General features: G+C 39.5%; 22 protein-coding genes. 17 read left to right on the forward strand and 5 right to left on the reverse strand.

The genetic code is table 11. The features are described from left to right. Nucleotides 1-5 precede the first annotated feature (5 nt). A complete protein-coding gene (locus M0R79_RS03065; protein ID WP_092570443.1) occupies nucleotides 6-1,148 on the forward strand; it encodes a toxic anion resistance protein in 1,143 nt (380 codons plus the stop codon). A 116-nt stretch (nucleotides 1,149-1,264) separates the two neighbouring features. Here M0R79_RS03065 and M0R79_RS03070 read toward each other — a convergent pair whose 3' ends face one another. The 3 genes from M0R79_RS03070 to M0R79_RS03080 form a co-directional block, all read right to left on the reverse strand. Beyond that, a complete protein-coding gene (locus M0R79_RS03070; RefSeq protein WP_248416488.1) occupies nucleotides 1,265-2,275 on the reverse strand; it encodes a hypothetical protein in 1,011 nt (336 codons plus the stop codon). A 13-nt stretch (nucleotides 2,276-2,288) separates the two neighbouring features. Beyond that, nucleotides 2,289-3,758: a DUF1538 domain-containing protein gene (locus tag M0R79_RS03075; RefSeq protein WP_248416487.1), complete on the reverse strand. Its 1,470-nt coding sequence runs from the start codon at nucleotides 3,756-3,758 to the stop codon at nucleotides 2,289-2,291. Between the two features lie 242 nt (nucleotides 3,759-4,000). Continuing rightward, nucleotides 4,001-5,419 (reverse strand): aspartate ammonia-lyase, encoded by a 1,419-nt coding sequence (locus tag M0R79_RS03080; protein ID WP_248416486.1) that lies wholly within the window; start codon nucleotides 5,417-5,419, stop codon nucleotides 4,001-4,003. A 118-nt stretch (nucleotides 5,420-5,537) separates the two neighbouring features. Between M0R79_RS03080 and M0R79_RS03085 the strand changes: the two genes are divergently transcribed. The 10 genes from M0R79_RS03085 (at nucleotide 5,538) to M0R79_RS03130 (ending at nucleotide 17,567) form a co-directional block, all read left to right on the forward strand. Continuing rightward, on the forward strand, nucleotides 5,538-6,470 hold the full coding sequence (locus tag M0R79_RS03085; protein ID WP_248416485.1) for a LysR family transcriptional regulator: 933 nt from the start codon (nucleotides 5,538-5,540) through the stop codon (nucleotides 6,468-6,470). A gap of 89 nt (nucleotides 6,471-6,559) precedes the next feature. Next, entirely contained in the window at nucleotides 6,560-7,924 is a 1,365-nt protein-coding gene (gene fumC / locus M0R79_RS03090; protein WP_248416484.1) for a class II fumarate hydratase, read from the forward strand. Nucleotides 7,925-7,939: 15 nt separating this feature from the next. Next, nucleotides 7,940-9,109 (forward strand): NAD(P)-dependent malic enzyme, encoded by a 1,170-nt coding sequence (locus M0R79_RS03095; RefSeq protein WP_248416483.1) that lies wholly within the window; start codon nucleotides 7,940-7,942, stop codon nucleotides 9,107-9,109. A gap of 652 nt (nucleotides 9,110-9,761) precedes the next feature. Then, nucleotides 9,762-11,153 carry an MATE family efflux transporter gene (locus M0R79_RS03100; protein ID WP_248416482.1) on the forward strand — a complete coding sequence of 464 codons (1,392 nt, stop codon included), beginning with the start codon at nucleotides 9,762-9,764 and terminating at the stop codon, nucleotides 11,151-11,153. Between the two features lie 112 nt (nucleotides 11,154-11,265). Continuing rightward, nucleotides 11,266-12,207, forward strand: a complete 942-nt coding sequence (locus tag M0R79_RS03105) for a DDE-type integrase/transposase/recombinase (RefSeq protein WP_248415963.1) — start codon at nucleotides 11,266-11,268, stop codon at nucleotides 12,205-12,207. Between the two features lie 240 nt (nucleotides 12,208-12,447). Next, entirely contained in the window at nucleotides 12,448-12,672 is a 225-nt protein-coding gene (secG, locus tag M0R79_RS03110) for a preprotein translocase subunit SecG (protein WP_248416481.1), read from the forward strand. 91 nt (nucleotides 12,673-12,763) lie between these two features. After that, complete coding sequence (locus tag M0R79_RS03115) at nucleotides 12,764-13,540, forward strand: alpha/beta hydrolase (protein WP_248416480.1); 777 nt, start codon at nucleotides 12,764-12,766, stop codon at nucleotides 13,538-13,540. Next, complete coding sequence (rnr, locus tag M0R79_RS03120; protein WP_248416479.1) at nucleotides 13,527-15,839, forward strand: ribonuclease R; 2,313 nt, start codon at nucleotides 13,527-13,529, stop codon at nucleotides 15,837-15,839. Before M0R79_RS03115 ends, rnr begins: the two co-directional genes overlap by 14 nt. A gap of 27 nt (nucleotides 15,840-15,866) precedes the next feature. After that, nucleotides 15,867-16,328 (forward strand): SsrA-binding protein SmpB, encoded by a 462-nt coding sequence (smpB, locus tag M0R79_RS03125; RefSeq protein ID WP_248416478.1) that lies wholly within the window; start codon nucleotides 15,867-15,869, stop codon nucleotides 16,326-16,328. A 144-nt stretch (nucleotides 16,329-16,472) separates the two neighbouring features. Next, on the forward strand, nucleotides 16,473-17,567 hold the full coding sequence (locus M0R79_RS03130; RefSeq protein WP_248416049.1) for an IS30 family transposase: 1,095 nt from the start codon (nucleotides 16,473-16,475) through the stop codon (nucleotides 17,565-17,567). Between the two features lie 260 nt (nucleotides 17,568-17,827). Here the strand turns inward: M0R79_RS03130 and rnjA are convergent, their stop codons facing one another. Then, on the reverse strand, nucleotides 17,828-19,537 hold the full coding sequence (rnjA, locus tag M0R79_RS03135) for a ribonuclease J1 (protein ID WP_248416477.1): 1,710 nt from the start codon (nucleotides 19,535-19,537) through the stop codon (nucleotides 17,828-17,830). Beyond that, complete coding sequence (locus M0R79_RS03140) at nucleotides 19,538-19,753, reverse strand: DNA-directed RNA polymerase subunit epsilon (protein WP_092570412.1); 216 nt, start codon at nucleotides 19,751-19,753, stop codon at nucleotides 19,538-19,540. Between the two features lie 214 nt (nucleotides 19,754-19,967). Here M0R79_RS03140 and comGA point away from each other — a divergent pair, with 214 nt between their 5' ends. The 6 genes from comGA to M0R79_RS03170 are packed head-to-tail and all read left to right on the forward strand — an operon-like array spanning nucleotide 19,968 to nucleotide 23,633. Further along, a complete protein-coding gene (gene comGA, locus M0R79_RS03145; protein WP_248416476.1) occupies nucleotides 19,968-21,062 on the forward strand; it encodes a competence type IV pilus ATPase ComGA in 1,095 nt (364 codons plus the stop codon). Further along, on the forward strand, nucleotides 21,016-22,086 hold the full coding sequence (gene comGB / locus M0R79_RS03150) for a competence type IV pilus assembly protein ComGB (protein ID WP_248416475.1): 1,071 nt from the start codon (nucleotides 21,016-21,018) through the stop codon (nucleotides 22,084-22,086). The genes comGA and comGB overlap by 47 nt, the downstream gene beginning before the upstream one ends. Nucleotides 22,087-22,098: 12 nt before the next feature. Beyond that, a complete protein-coding gene (comGC, locus tag M0R79_RS03155) occupies nucleotides 22,099-22,452 on the forward strand; it encodes a competence type IV pilus major pilin ComGC (RefSeq protein WP_248416474.1) in 354 nt (117 codons plus the stop codon). Continuing rightward, nucleotides 22,449-22,892: a hypothetical protein gene (locus M0R79_RS03160; RefSeq protein WP_248416473.1), complete on the forward strand. Its 444-nt coding sequence runs from the start codon at nucleotides 22,449-22,451 to the stop codon at nucleotides 22,890-22,892. Before comGC ends, M0R79_RS03160 begins: the two co-directional genes overlap by 4 nt. Beyond that, entirely contained in the window at nucleotides 22,889-23,200 is a 312-nt protein-coding gene (locus tag M0R79_RS03165; protein ID WP_248416472.1) for a hypothetical protein, read from the forward strand. Before M0R79_RS03160 ends, M0R79_RS03165 begins: the two co-directional genes overlap by 4 nt. Beyond that, complete coding sequence (locus M0R79_RS03170) at nucleotides 23,163-23,633, forward strand: hypothetical protein (RefSeq protein WP_259561023.1); 471 nt, start codon at nucleotides 23,163-23,165, stop codon at nucleotides 23,631-23,633. Before M0R79_RS03165 ends, M0R79_RS03170 begins: the two co-directional genes overlap by 38 nt. Nucleotides 23,634-23,657: the final 24 nt, after the last annotated feature.

Below are 23,657 nucleotides of genomic sequence, written 5' to 3' on the forward strand. Positions count from 1 at the left end.
AAAATATGACTAAATCTGAAATTACCCTAGATTCACTGATGAAAGCGAATGCGCTGACCGATTCTGTAACTACTGATAAAGCAGTCCTGACTCAACAGGTCGAACAAAAGGTCGCCGAACTATCTGAGGAAGATCGTCAACGGGTTAATGAAATCAAACAAGAGATCGATATGCAGGACTCAACCTTACTGACCGTCTATGGGAGCGAATCTCAGAAGAACATTGCGCAATTCTCTGATACCATTCTAGCCGAAGTACGCTCGAAAGATGTTGGGGATGTTGGTAATTTAATGGCTGATTTGATGGTCAAAGTTAAAGACCTAGATATTACGCAGATTCAAGATGAGGGCTTATTAGCCAAACTTCCTTTCTTCAAAAATGCTAAACGCTCGGTAGAAAAATACCTGGCACGTTATGATAATATGGAACATCAAATTGATAAAATCCAAGGACAGTTAGAGAATGCCCGGATGGAACTACTCAAGGATATCGGCGTATTTGATAAGCTTTATGAGAAGAATGTAGCCTATTTCAATGAGCTTCAGTTATATATTGTAGCGGGTGAAGAGAAGATTGAAGAATTGCGCCAAGAAGTAATCCCTTCTTTACTTGAGCAAGCCAAGACCAGTGGGGATCCGATGGCCAGCCAAGTGGTCAATGATTTCCAAGAAACCGTTAACCGATTCGAAAAGAAAGTCCATGATTTAAAAACGTCAAAAACGGTAGCAATCCAAACCGCACCCCAAATCAAACTGATTCAAAATAATGACAAATTGTTGGTTGATAAGGTGTCTGATGCGATTACCAATACCATTCCATTATGGAAATCGCAAGTGGTGATTGCTCTAGGTATGAATAAGCAAAAACAAGTCTTAGAAATGCAGCGTGAAGTTTCTGATACAACGAATGAATTATTAAAGCGAAATTCAGCTGCCTTGAAGAAGAATACAGTTGAAGTCGCTAAAGAAGCTGAACGGTCCACCATTGATATTGAAACCTTGAAGAAGGTCAATGAAGATTTAATTTCTACCATTGAAGAGTCCATTCAGATTCATCAAAATGCAAAGAAAGCGCGCCAAGAAGCAGAAGTAGAAATTAAGAAAATCGAGGAAAATCTACAACAAACCTTGTTAAAGACGATTTCATAAGGATATTAAGTTGATTAAAAAAATGAGCCCTAACTGATTGAAAAAGACAGTTAGGGCTTATTTATCATTAAGTTATACAAACAAAAATATCACTAATCGATGATCCTTTTATTATTTTATTTATTATGGTTCCTTTGATGTAAGCCAAATGCTTGTTGAATAGGTAGGGTGAAATACACTCCCTGATGAGCGGACATCAATTTTGGATGTTCTTGAATCCTTGTAAAAATTCGATCTGTTTGTTCTTTAGTATCGATAATGAAAAAGATAAACTTTTCTGGATTGATTGGTATGCGGAAATAATGTTCGATTGCTTCTTCTTTAAGGATTCCTCGGCCATGTAGTAAGGTTCCTCCATGTATTTGCAGTTCTTCTAGCAAATCAGTCAGAGTTTCAAAGAGGGGGTCCGTGATAATCGCCACCAATAAACTTAAGGACTTATCCATAAGTACTGGTGTTCTTTCCTTGTCTTTGGTTATGTCTTTACTAAATTGGTCGACATCGAATGAGTATAGTCGCATGCCTTTACTTTGGCTAATTTGAAATTGATGTTCTAGTCCTTTAAAAACTTCACTCACCTTTGTCTTGGGCATGACCGATAATAGTAAATCTTTTTGGGGAGCCTGTTCAAGCCCCAGAACTCTAGAGATTTCTTCTTTTATTAAGCTAATGCCGGTAAATATAGTACCACCGCGTGGTTGATAAGATTGGAAATGGTCAATGAAATCTTGACGTCGCTGGTGTCGATAAGTTGCCAAGATAAGTTGATTTGATAGGGATGGTTCTTGCCAATCATTGTCGCTCAAATTACTATGTAAATCCAAGTTGAAGTTGGCTGATAATAAGAAAATAATGCCATGATTGGCTTGATCCATCTTAAAGTCTTTCACCAATTGATTTAAGATGGGTATCAGACGATTTTTTCTTTCAAAAAGAAGAATCATCTTTCTTTTTTCTTTTCGTATGCCCATCAGTTTTAGCAAGCTAGAAGAAACCAAGCCCTCAGCGGGAATACTAATCCCACCTGCTAGACCGTATTTAGTGGCTTGTTTGATAAACTTTCGATCATTTGCTTGATTGACGATAGCGACCGCCATCATTAGTTCGTTCTTTTCTTCAGTATTCATCAAATTCCTCCTTTCAGTCTTCGGCTTGATCTTGTTGCTTTTGATAAATGAGTCCAAGTATTTGAACACAAAGAATCGGGGTCATCGCTACAATTCCAATCATACCAAAACCATCTCTTAAAGGTTCAGCATGGGGATGAGCTTGAGCAATCCCCTGGATAAAAGCAAAAATAAAAGTTCCAGTCATTGGCCCTGAGGCTGTTCCCCCCGAATCGAGGGCGAGTCCGACAAAGAGCGGCGAAACCTTATTGGCAAGTATTAATATCAAAGCAAAACCGATAAATAAGATGCCCCATAAATTAAGGTTAGGGACTAGAATTTTGGCGATTGATAAGACAATAGCCAAACCTATCGAGATTGAAAGTGTCATGAGTATCGGTAATTTGGCTACTGCTCCACCTGTCACCATTTCCATTTGGTCGATTAATACGTAAATAGCCGGTTCAGCCAAGATGGCGACCACCCCAAGTATAAAGCCAATCAGCATTAACCATATGGTCGATACCTGTATGTATAAATTCTCTCCAAGGATACGCCCTAGAGGCATAAAACCGGTTGAAACTCCCAGTAGAAAGAGGGTTAACCCTACAGCTAGATAAAGAAAACCTAGTAAACTATCTCGAATCATTCGCTGACTTTGCTTCTCAATGAAATAATGATACATGGCGAAGATAAATAGAAGTGGTCCTAATCCAAAAATGACTTGTTTGATACTTTGAAAAGCCTGGGTTAGGAAAAAAGAGATAAAATTTTCCGAAGGATTAAGGCCAACCGCTTCTATGTCAGTGATATCTATATTAAGTTGAGGGGTTAATAGGCCTAAAATTATGACTGCTAGAATTGGACCGATCGAGGTAATGCCAACTAGACCAAAGTGATCGTCCTCGGTTGGATTGTCGGTCATCGAGCTAATCCCTTGAGAAATCGCTAAGATAAAAGGCACAGTCATCACGCCCGTCGTGGCCCCAGAAGCATCGAAGGCAAAGGCAAATATCGTATCGTCAATAAAGAAAGAAAGTAAGAATACGAGTAAATACCCCAACATCATGATGGTTCGCAGATTCCAACGAAATACAATTCGAAAAATCCCCAAGGCCATAAAAACAGCAATTCCTAGCGAGACAATAATAATCACACTAAGCTGACTAATTGCTTGGAAACTTCCCCGCTCAATTTGATGCGCTAAAATAGTGAGTGAGGGTTCCGCAATCGAGATGATAAAACCTACCCCTGCAGTTGCAAGAAATAAATGGTGTTTACTTTTCAGTCTGGTTAATCCTTGCCCCAACATCCGTCCCATCTGGCTGGCAGAAATATCAACACCTAGCATGAATAAGGCCAATCCTACTATCAGCAATAAACTCGAGGCAAAAAATATCAGTAAGGATGCTCTGGGTAGTGATAAAATAAATAAATCAATGAATATCACTAAAATATTAATCGGTATTATCGCAATCATGACTTCTTTGATTTTATCTAACATAGACGACCTCCTTATTTATATAATTTTATAATTATATCTATCATACCATAAGTTTTTTCTTAGTTGAGAAGATGCAAAAAGATAGTCTGATGACTTTGAACATTCAAGGGGAGTATGTAGAATAAAAGGCCGACCCACAAAAGTATCTTTTGTAGACCGGTCTTTTAGAAAATTTTGTATTGAAGATTTTGATATTCTTAATAAGAAACTAAGCCGATGACAATTTCGGTTCAGATAATTATTTATTCATTAATGTCTGAGATGCCAGGTTCAGTCATCTTGTATGGATCCAGAATCTTATAAAGCGTTTCTGAACTTAATAATTTCTCTTCGAGGATTAATTCACGGACTGATTTTCCTGAAGCCAGAGCTTGGTTGGCTAAATCGGCTGCTTTCTGGTAGCCAACAAAAGGAACAATGGCAGTAATAATACCAATTGAATTTTCGACCATTTCTTGGCTTCGACCTGCATTGGCAGTAATGCCTACAATACAATTGTCAATCCAGGTGCGTATACCGTGGGTTAAGATGGTGATAGATTCAAACAGTGAGTAAAAGATAATCGGTTCAAAGGCATTCAATTCCAATTGACCAGCTTCAACGGCCATGGTAATGGTTGTATCATTACCCACAATTCTGAAAGCAATTTGGTTGATTACTTCTGGAATGACTGGGTTTACCTTACCGGGCATAATTGAAGAACCGTTTTGTTTCTTAGGTAAGTTAATTTCGTTAAAGCCTGTTTTAGGACCGGAAGACATAAGTCGTAAGTCATTGGCAATTTTTGAAAAGGCAATGGCACAATTCTTAAGTTGACTTGAAACAGCGGCAAAGGTATCAATATGTTGAGTGCCATCAATCAGATTTTCGGTTTGGACTAATGGAAGTTGGCTATATTCAGCTAATTTAGGTACGACGTGATCGACATAGAAACGGTCTGCATTAAGACCTGTTCCAATCGCTGTTCCCCCTAAGTTTACTTGATGCATTTCCTCTAAGACTTTATCCAAACGACGAATATTACGTTCGACGGCTTCTTGGTAGGCAGTAAATTCTTGACCTAAACGGATAGGGATAGCATCTTGCATTTGAGTCCGTCCCATCTTAATAATATGGTCGAATTCTTTAGCTTTATCGCCAAATGCTGAGGCCAAACGAGTTAATTCTTGACGTAAATCTTTGCTAAGTTGAATGACAGTCATTTTACCAGCGGTTGGAATGACATCGTTAGTCGATTGACCATAGTTGACATGATCATTTGGATGGACTGTTTGATAATCACCGAGTTTGCCATGTAAGATTTCTGAAGCGCGATTAGCTAGGACCTCATTAATATTCATATTCATCGAAGTTCCGGCTCCACCTTGTATCGGATCTACAATAAATTGTTCTAGATGCTCTCCATTAATGATCTCATCGCAGGCTTGGCTGATAGCTTGTGCCTTTGTTTGACTCAAAAGTTGAATTTCAGCATTGGTTAAGGCAGCCGCTTTCTTGATATAAGCCAAACTTTTGATAAAGATTGGATTGAGTTGGTATCCGGTAATTGGGAAGTTTTCTTTGGCGCGAATCGTTTGAACACCGTAATAGGCATCAATAGGAACATCATGTGAACCAATGGAATCAAATTCTTTTCTATACGACTTGCTATCTTTAAGCATTCAGAATCCTCCTATTATTGTAAGCGTTGCCCTTATTATAGGGGGGTAAAAGGATGTACTCCAATACATTTTAGTTTATAATAGATATAATCAAAAGCTTATAGAAGGAGCGAGAATTATGTTTCAAGGCTTAGAATATGTCATGGCCGTCTATGAGGAGAAAAGTTTCTCTAAAGCCGCCAAGAAATTATTTATTTCCCAGCCATCCTTAAGTGCCAATATTAAACGAATCGAGAAGAAATTGGGGTTACCGATATTTGATCGGTCGACGATTCCATTGACACTGACAGAATTTGGTCATGAATATATTACTAAGGCGCAGGAAATTGCCCGAATTGAGGATGACTTTGCCAAATATATTAGCGACTACTCTAATTTACAACGGGGGAAATTAATTTTTGGTGGGACCAGTCTCTTTGCGTCACTCATTTTGCCTAAATTGATGGCCGAATTTTCACAAACTTACCCTAACTTAGATCTCGATTTAGTGGAGGAGACGACCAATACATTAGTCAAAATGTTGAATGACGGGCAAATCGATATTTTGATCGATAATACTGAATTAGATGCAGAAATTTTTGATCGCGTTTTATATGGACATGAGTCGCTATTTTTAGCCATTCCTGGAGAATTTTCGATTAATCAAGAGTTAAAGGAATATCAATTCACTGCTCAAGAAATTCGCCAGTCCTATCCAAACTTAACTCATAAACCAAGTCTACCTTTGCATTTAATGGAAGATCAACCCTTTGTGTTGTTAAAAGAAGATAATGACACCGGTGAGCGAGCTCGCCAAATTTGTCAGGACAATGAGTTTGAACCGCTGGTTTCTTTTCAAGTGGACCAACAAATGACCGCTTATAATATTACTTCTTCAGGCATGGCGGTTTCGTTTGTCGGGACGACCTTGATTTCAAAGACACCCGGTCGTGATAATGTGATTTATTATCGCTTAGATGATCAGCCAGCGCATCGGAATCTGTATTTCTACTGGAAACGAGATCGTTATCATTCCAACGCTTTACGCAAGTTTATTGAATTAATTAAGTAAAGAAGTTGAAAAGGGTTTCATTTTTCTCCGACTATAGTATAATTGAGCCGGTATAAAAATTTATTTCAAAATAAACAGGGGGTTATAACTTGGAATTTCGTATTGAGCACGATTCATTAGGAGAGGTCAAAGTACCTGCTGATAAATACTGGGGGGCCCAAACCCAGCGAAGTTTCCAAAACTTTAAAATCGGTCAGGACAGGATGCCGCTTCCGCTGATTTATAACTTTGCCGTTTTGAAGAAAGCAGCTGCACTGACTAACTATCAGCTAGGTAAGTTGGATCAAGAGCGTTGTCAACTGATCTGTCAAGTTTGTGATGAAATCCAGGAAGGGCGTTTGGATGAGCATTTTCCTTTGGTTGTCTGGCAAACGGGATCTGGTACCCAATCGAATATGAATGTGAATGAAGTGATTGCTAATCGAGGGAATGAAATTGCCGGGCAAGTTTTGTTACATCCCAATGATCATGTGAATATGTCACAATCTTCGAACGATACCTTCCCAACGGCGATGCACTTAGTTGCTGTGAATCTGGTCGAAGAGCAGTTGCTACCTGCTATCGCAGATTTAAGTCAAACCTTCCAAGATTTGAGTCAACAGTACCAACACTTGATTAAGGTAGGTCGCACTCATTTGCAAGATGCTACGCCGATTACTTTTGGTCAGGAAGTTTCTGGTTGGCAGGCTTCCTTGGACCGTGACCAAAGAATGATTGAGCGGAGTCTGCAAGATGTGTACGAGATTGCTCTAGGTGGAACTGCGGTGGGTACCGGACTCAATGCACCGGCTGGCTTTGCTGAACGTGTGGCTGAGCAAATTGCTGATTTGACGGGTTATCCGATTCGAACAGCTGAGAATAAGTTCCATGCCTTAAGCTCTAAGGATGAGTTAGTCTTTCTACATGGGGCTTTGAAAGCTTTAGCTGCGGATGCTTTAAAGATTGCCAACGATATTCGCTGGCTCGCTTCTGGTCCTCGTTGTGGTTTAGCTGAAATTACCATCCCAGCTAATGAACCAGGCTCATCCATTATGCCTGGCAAGGTCAATCCGACCCAATCCGAGGCTTTAACCATGGTCGCTGTTCAAGTCATGGCTAACGATGTAGCTGTTGGTTTAGCTGCGTCTCAAGGAAATTTTGAATTGAATGTGTATATGCCAGTGATGATTAAGAACGTGATTGAATCGATCCAATTACTGGCGGATGCCTTAAATTCCTTCAATAAGAATTGCGCTCAAGGCATTGAAGCTAATGAATCCGTCATGGCAGAGAATTTACAAGCGTCCTTGATGTTGGTAACCCGGTTAAATCCAGTGATTGGCTATGAGAAAGCTGCTCAAGTCGCTAAGAAAGCCTACGAAGAGTCTATCAGTCTAAAAGAAGCCAGTGTTCAATTAGGTTACCTAAGTGAAGAAGAGTATGATCAAATCATTAAACCAGAAGAAATGATCTAAATAGGAGGAAATATTATGGACGTATTTGAGAAAGCCTTACAAATGCATTATGACTTAAATGGCAAAATTGAAGTCATTTCTCGTGCTAAGATTGAGAGTTCAGAAGATTTATCCTTAGCCTACTCTCCAGGAGTTGCGGAACCTTGTCGTGTTATTGCTAAAGACTACAATGAATCTTTTAAACTTACGCGTCGCTCTAATCTCGTCGCGGTCATTACCAATGGGACTGCTGTACTTGGTTTAGGGAATATTGGTCCGGCAGCAGCGATGCCAGTTATGGAAGGAAAATGTGCTCTCTTCAAACATTTTGCCGGTGTTGATGCCTTCCCTATTTGTGTCGATACTGAAGATATTGACCAAATGGTTGAATCCATTGCATTAATTTCAAAAAGTTTTGGCGGGATTAATTTAGAAGATATTTCTGCTCCCGCTTGCTTTGAAATTGAACGTCGCTTGAAAGAAAAATGTGACATTCCAATTTTCCACGATGATCAACATGGTACGGCGATTGTGACTGCGGCGGCTTTGATTAATGCCCTGAAGATTTCAAACAAGCAAATGGGACAATTAAAAATCGTCATTAATGGAGCCGGAGCTGCTGGTGTAGCGATTGCTAAATTATTAGATACGATGAAGTTTGGTCAAATTATTATGTGTGATAGTCATGGAATCATTTGTGAAGGCGATCCAAGACTCAACCAAGAAAAAGAAGAAATTGCAAAAATTACTAACTTAGACCATCAAACGGGAACATTGGCGGATGCACTAAAGGGTGCGGATGTATTTATTGGTGTTTCAGTTCCAGGTACGGTTACTAAGGAAATGGTTCAATCAATGAATGAGGGGATTATCTTTGCCATGGCTAATCCGATTCCAGAGATTATGCCAGAAGACGCCCTTGAAGCAGGTGCATTGATTGTCGGTACGGGTCGTTCAGATTATCCAAATCAAATTAACAATGTTTTAGCTTTCCCAGGAATCTTTAAAGGCGCTTTATCCGTGGGCGCTAAAGAAATTACCGAAAAGATGAAAGAGGAAGCGGCCTATGCGATTGCCAAGATGGTTCCAGATGATCAGCTTACAGCAGAAAATATTATCGTTTCAGCTTTAAATCGTGAGGTTGCGGATGTGGTAGCTAAGGCTGTAGCAGACTGTGCGCGCGAACAAGGGATTACCCGAGAATAAAATATTTAAAATGTAAAAATTGGTTGATAAAATCAATTCCACCAGAAGATCTAGGCTTTAATGAGCCTAGGTCTTTTATTTTATTGAGTCTATTCTATCCAAAAACAAACTTTATTGAACCATCGCTCATGCAAGAGACCGTCTTTCAAAGCATACGCTTTTTCAGACTAAATCCACTAGACCATCTCTAAGCAACAAGTTGCAAAGTGATGGTAAGCTGGGTGGATTTTCATATTTCTTGCCAGTAGCTCTGGTTCAAAATTTGTTTTTTTTTGATATGGTTCAGAAAATTAAGATTTGTACAATAATAATTATGTGAATTGAACGAAATATTAAGTGGGTTATTTATAAAAATCTAGTTTGAGTTATTCACATCAATTCATGAACAGGGTGAATCAATTGGGCACCGTCTTCCGTTTATCTGATAAGCTTCAGACTTACTTTTACGACTCAGGCCCTAATAGTCGAGGGCTTCAAGGGACTGATGTGAGTAAAGTATGCTGAGCCGATGGCTTTCACTCTGCCATCTAATTCCTAGCAAGTCATGAATTTCAAATAACTGGGTTCAAATTAAGAATGTATATCTTTGGTCAATAAGTTTGACCTGATTAAGTTGGTTTAGTGTATAATAATATCCTGTAGGAGGATAGCCATGCAGAAAAATAAAACAGAGCAGGATTTTATGATACATGGACCCATTATGAAAGTTATTCTAACCATCTCTGCTCCTTTAATGCTAAACAATTTGGTTCGGACCTTGTATACGGTAACGGACGGATTATATGTGGCGCAGCTGTCTGCTGAAGATTTCGCAGCGACCGCTTTCACTTGGCCACTAAATTTTCTATTTATTTCAATCGGGATGGGGATTGGAGTGGCAGCGACTGCTTTAATTGCTCAACATATCGGTGCAAAACAAAACAATTTTGTCCGATATTATATAGATAATACTTTATTGATCACATCGCTTGCTGGATTAACGATTGCTTTTTTTGGCTATTTATTAACCCCATGGATGTTGCGCCTGATGGGTGGGCAGGGCCAATTTTTAGAAAAAGCGATCATTTATTTACAGATAAATTTTATTGGTATTATATTTGATTTTGGTTTCTTTGGTTATCAAGCGATTTTAAATGCTCAAGGAAAGACGAAAACCATTACGTTAATTTCAGCGATTTCAATGTTTTTGAATATTATTTTAGACCCTTTCTTTATTTATCAGAAAGTGCCTGTGATTGGTTTAGCTGGTTTAGGTATGGGAATCGCTGGTGCTGCCTGGGCAACCATTATTGCCAAGATTGTGCTCTATCTCTTAGCGATTAGTGCGGTTCATCGGCAAACACCGATTCCGATGAAGTTCTTAAATTGGCAATATCAACCGGCCATTAGTTGGCATATTTTAAAAGTCGCCTTGCCTTCGTCAATGGGTTATAGTGGGGCAGCTCTAGGGTTTACAGTAATGAATTCCTTAATTCAATCTTATGGAACCAATACCTTGGCTGCTTTCTCGATGGTGAATCGTATTTCTGATTTATTGATGCAGCCTCAATTAGGCATTGGAATGGCTTTGACCTCGATTATTGGTCAGAATATGGGAGCTCGTCAATACGATCGTAGTTTCTTGATCTTTAAACGAGCGATTCAATTTATTATGCTGATGTCGGTGATTGCTTCCGCTTTGGTTTTAATTTTTAAGGACCAGGTCTTAGGAATCTTCATTGCCGGACAAGCGGATCCTGATTTGTGGTTACAAGCGAAAGAATACGTGGATTATACAGCATTTATTATTTTCTTTATGGGACTGTTTTCTGCCTTTAATGGTTTCTTCCAGGGTTGCGGCCAAACCAAGTATGCCATGTATATGTCAGTGGGACGTCTTTGGTTTATCCGTCTGCCTCTGATTATGATCATGAGTTATTTTACAGATTTAGGTTCAACAGGGATCTGGATTGCCATGTTACTTTCAAATATGCTTATTGTATTGTATGGTTATTATATTTATCGGACCCGTAATTGGACCAGTCTGATTCAATCCCGATCCTGATTGATAAATTCTTAACCGTGTTAGACGATAATACATATGTGACAAAAAAACATAAAAAAATAGGAAGCTTCTGATACACTATGTTTGAGCAGAACAGTGAAAGGAGCTTCCTATGAAACTCATTATAACAGAAGAAATGCGCTATCGGAAAAAAGTTGTCGAATATGCGATAAAATATAATAACAATGCAGCGGCCGCTAGACGATATCATACGAGCCGCCAGAATGTGAAACGTTGGCGGGATCGCTACGATGGCAGTTGGGATAGTTTACGATTAAAGAGTCGCCGACCCCATTCCCATCCGAATCAGCATCGTCCTAAAGAACTTGAAATCATTCAACAAAAATATCAACGGTATGGTCATGAAGGACTTGCCGAGGTATACGTTCAATGCCGTCGTCAAGGATACACCCGAAGCTATGACTCGATGTGTAAGCAAGTGCGCCTAAGAGGTTGGAATCGCAACGAGAAACCGGTCAAAAAGACCTATCCGAAAACAAACTGGCGTCCTCATCTCGTCACATATCCGGGTGAAAAGGTCCAAATCGATATCAAATATGTTCCTCAACAGTGTATTCGTTGGGATAGCCATGGGAAACGTTATTATCAAATCACAGCCATCGACGAATACAGTCGAAAACGAGTCTGTAAAATTGTTGACGAAAAAAGTGTGACGCATACGGCGACCTTTCTCATTGATTTAGAAGACAAATTTGGTTTTAAGATCGACACCATTCAAACCGATAATGGGTCAGAATTTACAAACTCAATGCATGATACCCAACAGCTCAGTGTATTTGAAGAAGTGCTAGCCATGAAAGGGATTCGTTATCAACGCACCCGACCTTACTCTCCATGGCAAAATGGCATTGTAGAACGGAGTCATCGAGAAGATAGTGAACGCATTTATGGTCGTGTATTTGATTCAGAAGCCCAGTTGATCGCGGCCCATCAACGTTACATAAACCGCGGGAATAACGTTCATCGCAAACAATTAAACTTTAAAAGCCCGAATGAAGTGGTTAAAGAATATTTTGAGACGACGATGTCCTAGCCTTAACCAGTTTATCTTTTTCCTGGGGACGGTCAAGGATCGCGGTGCTTTCCTCCTTGACCGTCCCCAGGAAAAAGATGATTGAATGATAGGCTCGGCCAGCATCAGAAGTTTTCTATATTTGTAACATATGTTTGACAACTCTAGAGATCCTGATTGATAAATTCTTAACCGCTTATAGTTATTTAAATTTATTTGTGTTAGAATTACCTTTGTATATTTGATTAAAGGAGGATCACTTTGAAACAGATTCTGTTAACTGCATTAGTTATTGTTGCTGTGTTGATTATCATCTTTGTCGTTATGCAACCTTCAAAGTCTAATGCGGCAAGTATGTTAAGTGGTGGCGATGATGGCCAACCTAAAGCGAAGGCTAGAGGTTTTGAAGCCTTTTTAATTCGAGCTACGACGGTACTCGCAATTTTATTTTTTGTATTAGCGATTAGTTTGGCTGTTATTGGCTAATTATTTAACTTTAGGTCTCTGGTGAGGGTCATCAGAGATTTTTTTAATAGTTCATGTTAGAATGAATATATTCAGGAAGGGGTATGGCGACTTGGACAGATTGGAAGGAGCAAGATTTTATCAAGGAGATGATTCGGAGGTCGGAATCATTCTCCTCCATGCCTATACGGGTTCGCCGATGGATGTCAATCTGCTCGCTAACCGGTTAAAAAGGGAAGGCTATCAAGTCTTAAGCCCCTTATTTGCCGGTCATGGTAGCCAAAATATTTATGATCTTTTTGAAGGAAATATAGAAATTTGGCAACAACAGACCCGCGATGCCATCGCTTGGATGACTCAACGTGATTATCGTGATTTGTTTATTTTTGGCTTATCGATGGGCGGTTTGTTAGCTTCTTGGGCTTTGTGTCAGGATGATTTTGCGTTAAGGGCGGGGGGGATTTTTAATTCTCCGGTAATGACCCAACGGCCGATAAATATTCAATCAGCCTTTGACCAGTTTGCTCAGACGCTCTATCAAAATAAATTCGCATCAGATTATCAGACTGTTCGTCAAGATATTCTTAAATCTCATCGAGCACAGATTCAAGAGATCGAAAGCTTTAAGGAAAGTCTCCGACCATTAATGAGCCAACTTAAGCGTCCCTATTTTATTGCCCAATCTTTACAAGATGAACTGATAAATCCAAACGATGCCGCTATATTAGCTCAAGCTTTACCTGATAACTTAGTCGTTTATCATGAGTATCCCGAGAATACCCATGTTATTACGGTAAATCCCCAACGTTCTGACTTTGAAAAGGATTTGTTAGAATTTATTGATCAGAATCGCTCGCAGAAGAAAGGTGGCTACCATGAGTCTATCTAAATTAGAACGAGATTTATTAGATTTTTTTGAAGGTCATGCTGAACAGGCCTTTAGGGCTGGAGATTTGGCTGCATTATTTGAAATGACTTCAAATCGACAATACAAACGACTAGTCAAAGCCTTAAATTTCTTAGAAAATCAAGGAGATTTACATATTAACCAACGAGGGCAGTACCAGTGGCGACCATCCCAACGAAGAGTGATTGGGACTTATCGTGCCAATGCCAAGGGTTTTGGTTTTATTACTTATGATGAGAATCTAACCGATTTATTTGTTCCTCAAGGCGATCAAGGGAATGCTTTGAATGGGGATACTGTTGAAGCCGAAATTATTAAAGAAGTTGACCCACAGACCGGTAAAGGCTCTTTGGCTAAAATTATTAAAGTAGTCGAACGAGCTAGTCAACAAGTGGTTGGCGAGTTTGTCGGTTTTGATAGTGATGAGCGTCAACAGACAGGTTATCTAGGATGTTTAATACCACAAGGCGAATTATCTAAAGATTTGCGCGTATTTGTCTTGCCTGATGGCATTCACCCGGCAGCAAGTAGTATCTGTATTGCTGAAATTAAGTCCTATCCTAGCCGCGAACATCCGCAACGCATTGAAGTGTTGATTACTAAGGAAATTGGACATAAAGATGAACCAGGTGTGGATATTCTTTCAATACTCTATCAATTTAATATTCCTCATGAATTTCCTGAAGAAGTTAAGCGAGAAGCGGAAGCTATCCCTCAGGAGATTCAAGCAGAAGATCTTCAAGGTCGCTTAGATTTAAGAGACCAGTTAATTATTACCATTGATGGGGCTTCAGCTAAAGATATTGATGATGCCATCTCCTTGGAAAAATTAGGACCAGACACCTATCGGCTAGGTGTCCATATTGCCGATGTAGCCCACTATGTTCAAGAAGGCTCGGCCATTGATCGCGAGGCCCTAGATCGAGGCACTTCAGTTTATTTGACGGATCGTGTGGTTCCAATGTTACCTCAACGATTATCGAATGGTATCTGTTCGCTGCTTCCTCATGAAGAACGCTTGGCGGTCTCTTGTATTATGGATATTAATGGTCAGGGTAAAGTCATTAAACATCAATTGGCTTTGTCAGTGATTGAATCGTCATATCGGATGACCTATGACGATGTGAATGCCATGATTGAAGGACAAAGCGAAGTTATCGATCAATACCAAGAAATTGCGACGATGGTTGAACAAATGGTTGAGGTTCATCAGATTCTTGAACAAATGCGTCGAGAACGCGGAGCCTTGGACTTCGATGCTAAAGAAGCAGAAATAGTGGTCGATGACCAAGGACATCCGACTGAAATTCTTTTAAGAGAACGGGAAACCGCAGAACGTTTAATCGAATCATTTATGTTAGTGGCCAATGAAACGATTGCCGCCGATTACCAAGCCAAGCATCTGCCATTTCTTTATCGGATTCATGAACAACCTGATGAGGAACGGATGGATCGATTCGCCGAGTTCGTGACGGCTTTTGGTATTATATTGCGCGGGAACACAGCGAATATAACCCCTAAACAATTACAGAAGATGTTAGTATCCATTAAGGATGAACCCTATGAAACTGTAGTTTCGATGATGATGCTACGTAGTATGCAACAAGCCAAGTATAGTGAAGAACCCTTAGGACATTATGGACTAGCGACTCGAGATTATACCCACTTTACTGCACCTATTCGTCGATATCCAGATTTGTTAGTACATCGCCTAATTCATCTGTATTTAAGTGGGAAGCTATCGGCTAAGGAACGTCACCGATGGGAAGAAAAGATTCCCGGTATCGCTGAACACACCTCAAAGATGGAGCGGCGAGCTGTTGATGCTGAACGGGAAACCGAAGCCCTGAAGAAAGCCGAATACATGGAAGATAAGATTGGCCAAGAATTTGATGGTATTATTACTTCCGTGACGAATTTTGGTATTTTTGTCTCCTTAGCGAATACGGTAGAAGGTTTAATTAAACTTTCTGACTTGAAAGGGGACTATTATAAATTTCATCAGGAGCACATGATGTTGATTGGTGAGAGAACAGGTAAAGTCTTTCGAATTGGCCAAGCAGTGCGGATCGAAGTGGAACATGTCGATGTTGAAGAAAGAGAAATCGATTTCAAGCTGATTGATGCCGAAGTGGTCGAAGGAATTGCTGTCTATCCGGTGAAACAAATTCGTGATCGGGGTGGACGTTCTCGTTCGGACCAACGGAAACGAAATAAAAAGACCGAAAAGAAACCTATGGCAAAGAAAAAGAAGAAATTTAAGATTAGAAAACGCAAATAAGTTGTAAGTTTAGGAAGAAGTGATGCTATGTCGGCAAAACCCTTAGATAAACCTTTAGCTCAAAATCGAAAAGCCCGCCATGACTATGAAATTCTAGAGACTTATGAGGCAGGCATTGTTCTTAAAGGAACGGAAATCAAATCGATCCGAGCTGGAAAGATTAATATTCAAGATGGTTTTGTGAGCCTGCACCATGGCGAAGCTTGGTTAAAGAATGTTCATATTAGTCATTATGAGCAAGGGAATATCTTTAACCATGATCCTTTAAGGGAACGTAAGTTACTCTTACATAAACGTGAAATCTATAAACTAGGAGTAGAAGTTAAGCAAAACCGTTTAACCGTTATTCCTTTGAAAGTCTATTTAGTTCGCGGTCGGGCAAAAGTTTTGCTTGGTCTAGCCCGGGGTAAGAAGAAATATGACAAACGTCAAGCCTTGAAGCAAGAACAAATGAAACGAGATATTGATCGCGCCTTAAAAAAATATTGAGTATAAATAAAAAAAGACTTATCACGATGTAGATAGTCTGGCGGATTTTATAATCAACTTAGCCACCGCTAAAATATAAAAAAGCCATGTAAATTCATGTTATATTTAAGTCACGACACAAAAATATAAGAAGGATGAATTTACATGACGCAAACCCACTTTACCACATCTGATCGTAAATCAAAACACTTATCGTTCAAAGAACGGAGCCAAATTGAACTTTTGAAAAAACAAGGCTATTCTAACCGAGCCATTGCTCGAATACTGGGACGGGCGCCGCAAACGATTCATAACGAAGTCAAACGGGGTACGGTTGAACAAGTCCGTCAACAAAAGCAACATGGGAAGGTTTATACTTATCAATATTCCAAGTATATCGCGGAAGTCGGCCAAGAAGATTATGAGCATCAGCGTCAACATTGTGGACGTAAACCACTTTGGGCCTATTCAAGTGTCTTTATCGATTGGGCCGATCAACGGATGTTAGAAGATAAGTGGTCACCCGATGTGGTAGTGCATCGCGCCAAGCAGGTCCTCGACATTGATCCGCGTCTGATTCCTTGTACGACGACCCTCTATCATTGGATTGATTGCCAGATTATGCAGACCCGAAATATTGATTTAGTGGAAAAGTTGAAACGACATGCCAAAGTCAGCGCGCCGAAGACTCGACCCCATAAGAAAGTCCTGGGGATGTCCATCGACGAACGGCCTGAGGAAATTAATGCCCGTCAAACTTTTGGTCATTGGGAAATTGATACGGTCATTGGCAAAAAAGGCAAAGATGAACCGGTCTTGTTGACCTTGGTCGAACGGTTGAGTCGTTTTGAAGTCATTCTAAAGATTGAGAACAAGACGGCTCAAGCGGTGGACGCCGCCCTCAAAAGCTTACGAGCACGTGCAAGCGACCACTTTCCGTTACTCTTTAAGAGTATTACGGCGGATAACGGCTTAGAATTTGCGGGGTTGAGTCAAACACTGGCTGACGACGTGGCCGTTTATTTTGCCCATCCTTACGCCTCTTGGGAACGAGGAACCAGTGAAAATCAACACGGGTTGATTCGCCGATTTCTGCCCAAAGAAACCTCGATGAAAGACGTGACTGAAGCCGATTGTCGTCGCATCCAACAATGGATGAACCATTATTCGCGCAAGGTTTTGGACTATCAGACCCCATATGAAATTTTCATACACTGTTTCTATAAAGAAAGACAAGCTCGAGCACACGTGCCAGCTTGACAACGAGCCTCCTTCGGCATGGTTTTCTTGGGGAGGAGGTCAATGACCCACTTGTGAACCAAACTACCATGCCTCAGCTCATTGTCAAGCCGTCACTGGCAGAGAGGATTAATGTTACATAGCTAGTTACCCTAGGTGGCTAACTTATACTTGAAATTTACATGTAGATAGTCTAAAAAATATCGAAACAAAAAACGGTACTGATTATACATATAGTCAGCACCGTTTTTATTGTGTTATGTTAAGCAAATTGAACCAGATTAATGATTGTGACGTTTGCGAACGCCTTTATTGATATCTAGTAAAACCGGTAGGATCATTGGTGACCGTTGAGTCTTATCAAATAGAATAGGTTTCAAAGAGGTGAAGATGATGTCGCGAATCATTTTTTCGTTAATGTTATTGCCGTTTTCGTTGAGACCTCGATTAATCGCAGCTTTCATCTCTTGTTGAATTTGTTGAATTAAGTCACCTGATTCGCGCATATAAATAAAACCGCGCGACATAATGTCAGGTCCGGAGATAAGTTGTTTATTCTCATAATCTAGGGTCGCAGAAATAATTACTAAACCATCTTCGGATAAAATTTTACGATCACGCAAGACGATATTACCTACATCACCAATTCCTGACCCATCAACATAGACATCGCCAGCTTGGAAATGTCCAGCTCGGCGAGCTGAATCAGCAGTTAGGGCGAGCATGTCCCCATTGGATAGAATAAAACTATGGTCTCGGTCAATCCCGACTAACTCGGCCAGTCGAGCCTGAATACTCAACATCCGATACTCCCCGTGGACTGGCATAAAGAATTTCGGTTTCAACAAACGCATCATTAAAAGCTGTTCTTGTTGACTACCATGACCAGAGGTGTGGATATTATTGATTTTACCATGAATAACATTTGCGCCTGTTTCAGTCAATTGATTGATAACTCGGTTGACACTCTTCGTATTTCCTGGAATCGGTGAGCTAGAGAAGATAACGGTATCTTCTTCTTGAATAGCGATTTGACGGTGAGTCCCATTAGCAATTCGACTCAGGGCAGCCATCGGTTCACCTTGAGAACCGGTACAAAGAATAATAATTTCATTGGCCGGATAGCGATTAATTTCCCGAGTACCAATAAAAATATCTTGACCTTTTTCATCGATATAGCCAATTTCTTTACCTATCTTGATCGCATTCTCCATCGAACGACCGAACACAGCAATCTTGCGATGCGTTTTGATCGCAGTATCGACAACTTGTTGTAAACGGGAAACATTGGAAGCAAAAGTGGCAAAGATTACCCGACCAGTTACCGATTGGATAATATCATTGATGGATTTACCAACAATTCTTTCTGACATGGTAAATGAAGGAATTTCTGCATTTGTAGAGTCGCCAAGCATGAGTAGAACGCCTTCTTGACCGAGTTCTGCCATCCGGTGTAAGTTTGCGGGTTCCCCTACTGGGGTGAAGTCAAATTTATAATCGCCGGTAAAGACAATATTGCCTGGCGGTGTAGTTACAACAATTCCGAAAGCTTCCGGAATAGAGTGAGTGGTCCGATAGAAACTGACAGAAGTTTTACGAAACTTAATGACCGTATCTTCATTATACTCCGTAATGTTAGCATCCCGTAATAAGCCTCTTTCAGCTAATTTATTGCGAATTAAAGCAGAAGCTAACGGATCCGCATAAATCGGTACATTCAGCTGCATCAGTAAATAAGGAATACCGCCGATGTGGTCTTCATGTCCGTGAGAAATAATGAGCGCTTTGACTTTATCTCGGTGGTCAAGAATATAAGAGAAATCATTGATAATGTAATCAATTCCCAATAAATCATCGTCAGGGAAGAGAATACCACAATCTAATAGAATGATTTCATCTTGAAACTGAACCCCATACATATTTTTTCCAATTTCATTTAAACCACCGATGGCGAAGACGCCAACTTCATTATTTTTTAAATTCACTGTCATCTAAAACTTCACGACCTCAAAATTTGGATGATGATTTTTTTCGTAATTGAGGTGAGCCGCAGAAAGTTCTTGAATATAGTCGATTCTGTATGGTGTATTCGCACTTATAAGTTGTCTCGCCTCTACGATAGAATCTGCTTCTATATAGAGAGCCATCGTGTTTTCCCGGGATGGGGATTCTTCTTTAGATGGCTGGTAGAATACTTTGTATATCATTATGACACTCCTTTTCATATATTAATCAGCATATGTCGCAATATGCTGTCAGCTATTAACATTCTATCATAAGGCCATTTTCAAGTATAGTTTTTAATTCCAGAGAGAGAATATAAGCTGAAGTTTATGAGTTTAGTTACAAAATAGACACTCTTTTGTAGAAAATAAAATTTTTTATCAGATAAAAACGTAAAATCAAGATCATCTTGTAATTATGATTAGTGACCTCAAAGATGATGAGTCACTAATAAACGTTAGGGGGGATAGAATCGAAGATCAAGCACGTGAATTATTAACTTTAGCGGTTAATCAGGGAAGCTCAGATATTCATCTCCTTCCCCATAATGAAAGTTATTTTGTCTATTTTCGTTTAGCTGGAAAATTGAATTATATGTTTAGTCGGACAATTGAATGGGGACAGAAATTCATTTCCTATCTGAAATATTTGGCCGATTTAGACGTCGGTGAGAAACGCAAACCCCAATCAGGATCTACCGCTTTTGATTTAGCCGAGGAACGGATTGAAATACGGTTATCAACGATTACTAATTTTTTGTTCCATGAATCTTTAGTCATTCGAATCTTAAGAAGTCAGCAAACACAAGAAAGAGATTTACAGACGTATTTCCCCTTAGATTTAGAAGTGATGGTTCAATTAGTAGCTAGAAAATCAGGACTCATCTTATTCTCAGGTCCTGTGGGTTCGGGTAAGACGACTGTCATCTATTATCTACTTAGGAAGCGGATGAATCAAGAAGCCATTCAAGTCATCACGATGGAAGATCCGGTCGAAATCTTTGAACCTAATTTTTTACAAACTCAAGTCAATGAAAAAGCAGAAATCAGCTATGATTTATTGATTAAATCGTCTTTAAGACATCATCCAGATGTTTTATTAATAGGAGAAGTTCGAGATGAACAAACCGCCCGGATGATGATACGGGGTGCATTAACGGGTCATTTGATGATTGCCACTATTCACGCTAAAGATACCTTGGGTGTGATTGCTCGTCTGGAAGAATTACAAATCAGTCGACAACAATTGGCTCAAACTTTAATCGGAGTCGTATCGCAAAGGCTGCTCCCTCGCTATTGTCCTTTTTGTCAGGGAGCTTGTGATGCTTTATGTCCTTACCTTCCTATTCAGAGTCGGCGCGCTGCTATCTTTGAATTACTTTGTGGCCAGACTTTAAGTCAGTATTTAGCCGATGAAGAAGTAAAATTCACTCGATTGAATGATAAATTAAAGAGAGCTTGGTTATATGGCTACATTGATGAGCAAACCTATCAACATTTTGAAGTCGTCTAAAGCGAAGTATTTGATTCGTTCTCGCGATCGGGCATATTTTTTGCTGACCTTAGCTGATTTAGCCCAGCAGGGATTCTCAATGAATCAAAGCTTAGAATTCATGGAAGTCTTACTTCCCCGATATTCAGCCAATTTTCAATTCATTCGCCAGCAACTTCTTAAAGGATTGCCTTTTGAGACTAGCTTGAAAGAGATGGGCTATAGCTCGTCCTTGATTGCCCAAATTTTTTTCGCAGAGAAACAGGGTCGCTTCATTCAAGGACTCTATGACGCCAGTCGCCAAATTCAGCAAATCCAAAAAGACCGAGAGACGATTATCAAAGTACTGACCTATCCATTATTTTTGTTGGTTTGTATTGTCATCATGCTTTTCGGTGTTCGCAGTTTTATCTTGCCACAAATGCTTTCGTTTATAAGTGAAAGCACTTATAAAGAAAGTTTGCTGGTACAAATTCTAGTGAATTTTTTTAGATATTTACCGCAAATATTGACGGGTATCGGTATTTTACTAATCTTTTCTTATTGTGGAATAAATTATTATTTGCTACGGATGTCACTTTTGCAACGATATCAAAAATGTGTCAAAGTTCCTTTGTTTGGTCGTTGGTTAAGATATTATTGTTCCTATAAATTAACTTATCAATTTGCTTTCTTTTTTGAAGCGGGTTTTTCGATGCAACAAATTATTCATTTTTTACGCCAATATCCATTAGATGCTTTTCTAACTGAGATGGCAGCCCATTTGGCTGCTGGATTTGAGTCTGGTCATCATTTAGAAGATCAACTAAAACAAGTCAATATTTTTACCGCTGAACTTCCCTTGGTGATACGCCGAGGTACGATGATTAGCGCCTTATCACACCAATGTCGAATATATTCTGAACGCCTTTATCAAGAGTTAATTAAAGATATACGCCGAAAAATTTCATATATTCAACCCGTGTTATTCTCATGGATTGCCCTGTTAATTATTTCGATGTACTTATTAATGATGTTGCCTTTACTTACTATGCAAACATTTTAGGAGGAATAGATAATGAATAAATGGATTCAATTTTTGAAAAGCAAGAAATCAAAATCGGCTTTTACCTTATTAGAAATGTTAATTGTTTTAATCGTTGTAGCTTTGTTAATGGCCATCATTATCCCCAATGTATCAGGACAGAGAGATCGAATTAATCAACAAGCGGCCGAGAATATCAAAGAAATTGTCGAGACTCAACGCAATACTTATGTTCTGGTAGAGAATGATGACCAAGTGAGCTTGAATGAACTTTATGAAAATGGCTATTTGACTGAAAAACAAGTTAGTGAAGCAGAAAAATTTCTCTTAGTTGAAGGAGATCTTGGGGATCCAGTTGAGATCCGGCCTGAATTCCAAAGTCAATGAGGCTGAAATCGGCCTTTACCTTTGCTGAGATTAGTGCCGTATTATTTGTAATCTCAGTCATCTTAATATTAGTTCAGCCACCTAACATCCAAGCCTATCAGTTTAAGCTTGAGAGTCGCGCTTATATCCAGGAAATTGTTCAAACAATAAATTATTACAAGGAAAAGTCTATCTTAGAAAATACAAATTACTTAATTGACTTCGATGCAGAAGCAGAAGTAATTACAGTTATGAACCAAGATGAACAGGAAATATTATTGAAACACATATTACCGGACACTTGGGATCTCACAAATAATTTGCGTTTATCGTATTTAGCTGATGGACGTATCAGTGATTTTCGCGCTGTAAATTTTTATCAATCGCAAACTGATCAAGCTTTTGCTCTTCGTTTTCAATTAGGGTCAGGTATCTTTATCATTGAAGAGGTCCAATTATGAAACGAGCGTATATTGTTTATGAAGCTTTGCTGGGATTAATCATCTTAGCTTTGATTCTCTCCCTATATTTACCAGGTATGTATCAATTGCAACAACAATTTCAGCAAGCAGAAGTTGACTTAGAAAATTATCGATTTTTTAAAGAGCTGGCTGAGATAGCTTTGATGAATTCAGATAAAGTACCCGTACGAATCTACGAATTTGAACAACAGACACAGAGACATGTGGAGGCATTTGACTGTGATGCATATCGATGCGCAATTACAATTGATGACCAACAATATAGTGTGGAAAGAAGTCAAGGGTAAGCAAGCTTTCACTTTTAGTGAGTTGCTCATCGGACTGATGGTTTTGGCCAGTGTCCTGTATCTGTTCCAAGTTATTATTTGGCATTATGATGGGCTTGCTGAGAATTTTGAAGCTAGCCGAGCGCGAGATGTTGCCCAATTTTTAGTGATTTTTGAGAAAGAAATGGATCATTATCAAGTATTAAATGCCAGTGACGATATGATTTATGTTCGAGATATTGAAGAAAATAATTTTTTTGAATTTGTCTGTCAGCAGGAAACGATTTACAAACGACCCGGTTTTCATCCTTTTTTGCAAGGGGTTCTTGCCTGGCAAATTGAAGTGGAAGAAAATTTCTTAAAGATTTGGGTGTTAATGGATGACCAAAAACTCTATCAAGGGCATATTAGGCTGGCATGGTACCAGTCTCCATCATCACTACCGATCCGCTAAATGTGGCAAAAGAGCATTTATCTT

It is taken from the genome of Ignavigranum ruoffiae, assembly GCF_023195815.2.
GTDB classification, from domain to species: domain Bacteria; phylum Bacillota; class Bacilli; order Lactobacillales; family Aerococcaceae; genus Ignavigranum; species Ignavigranum ruoffiae.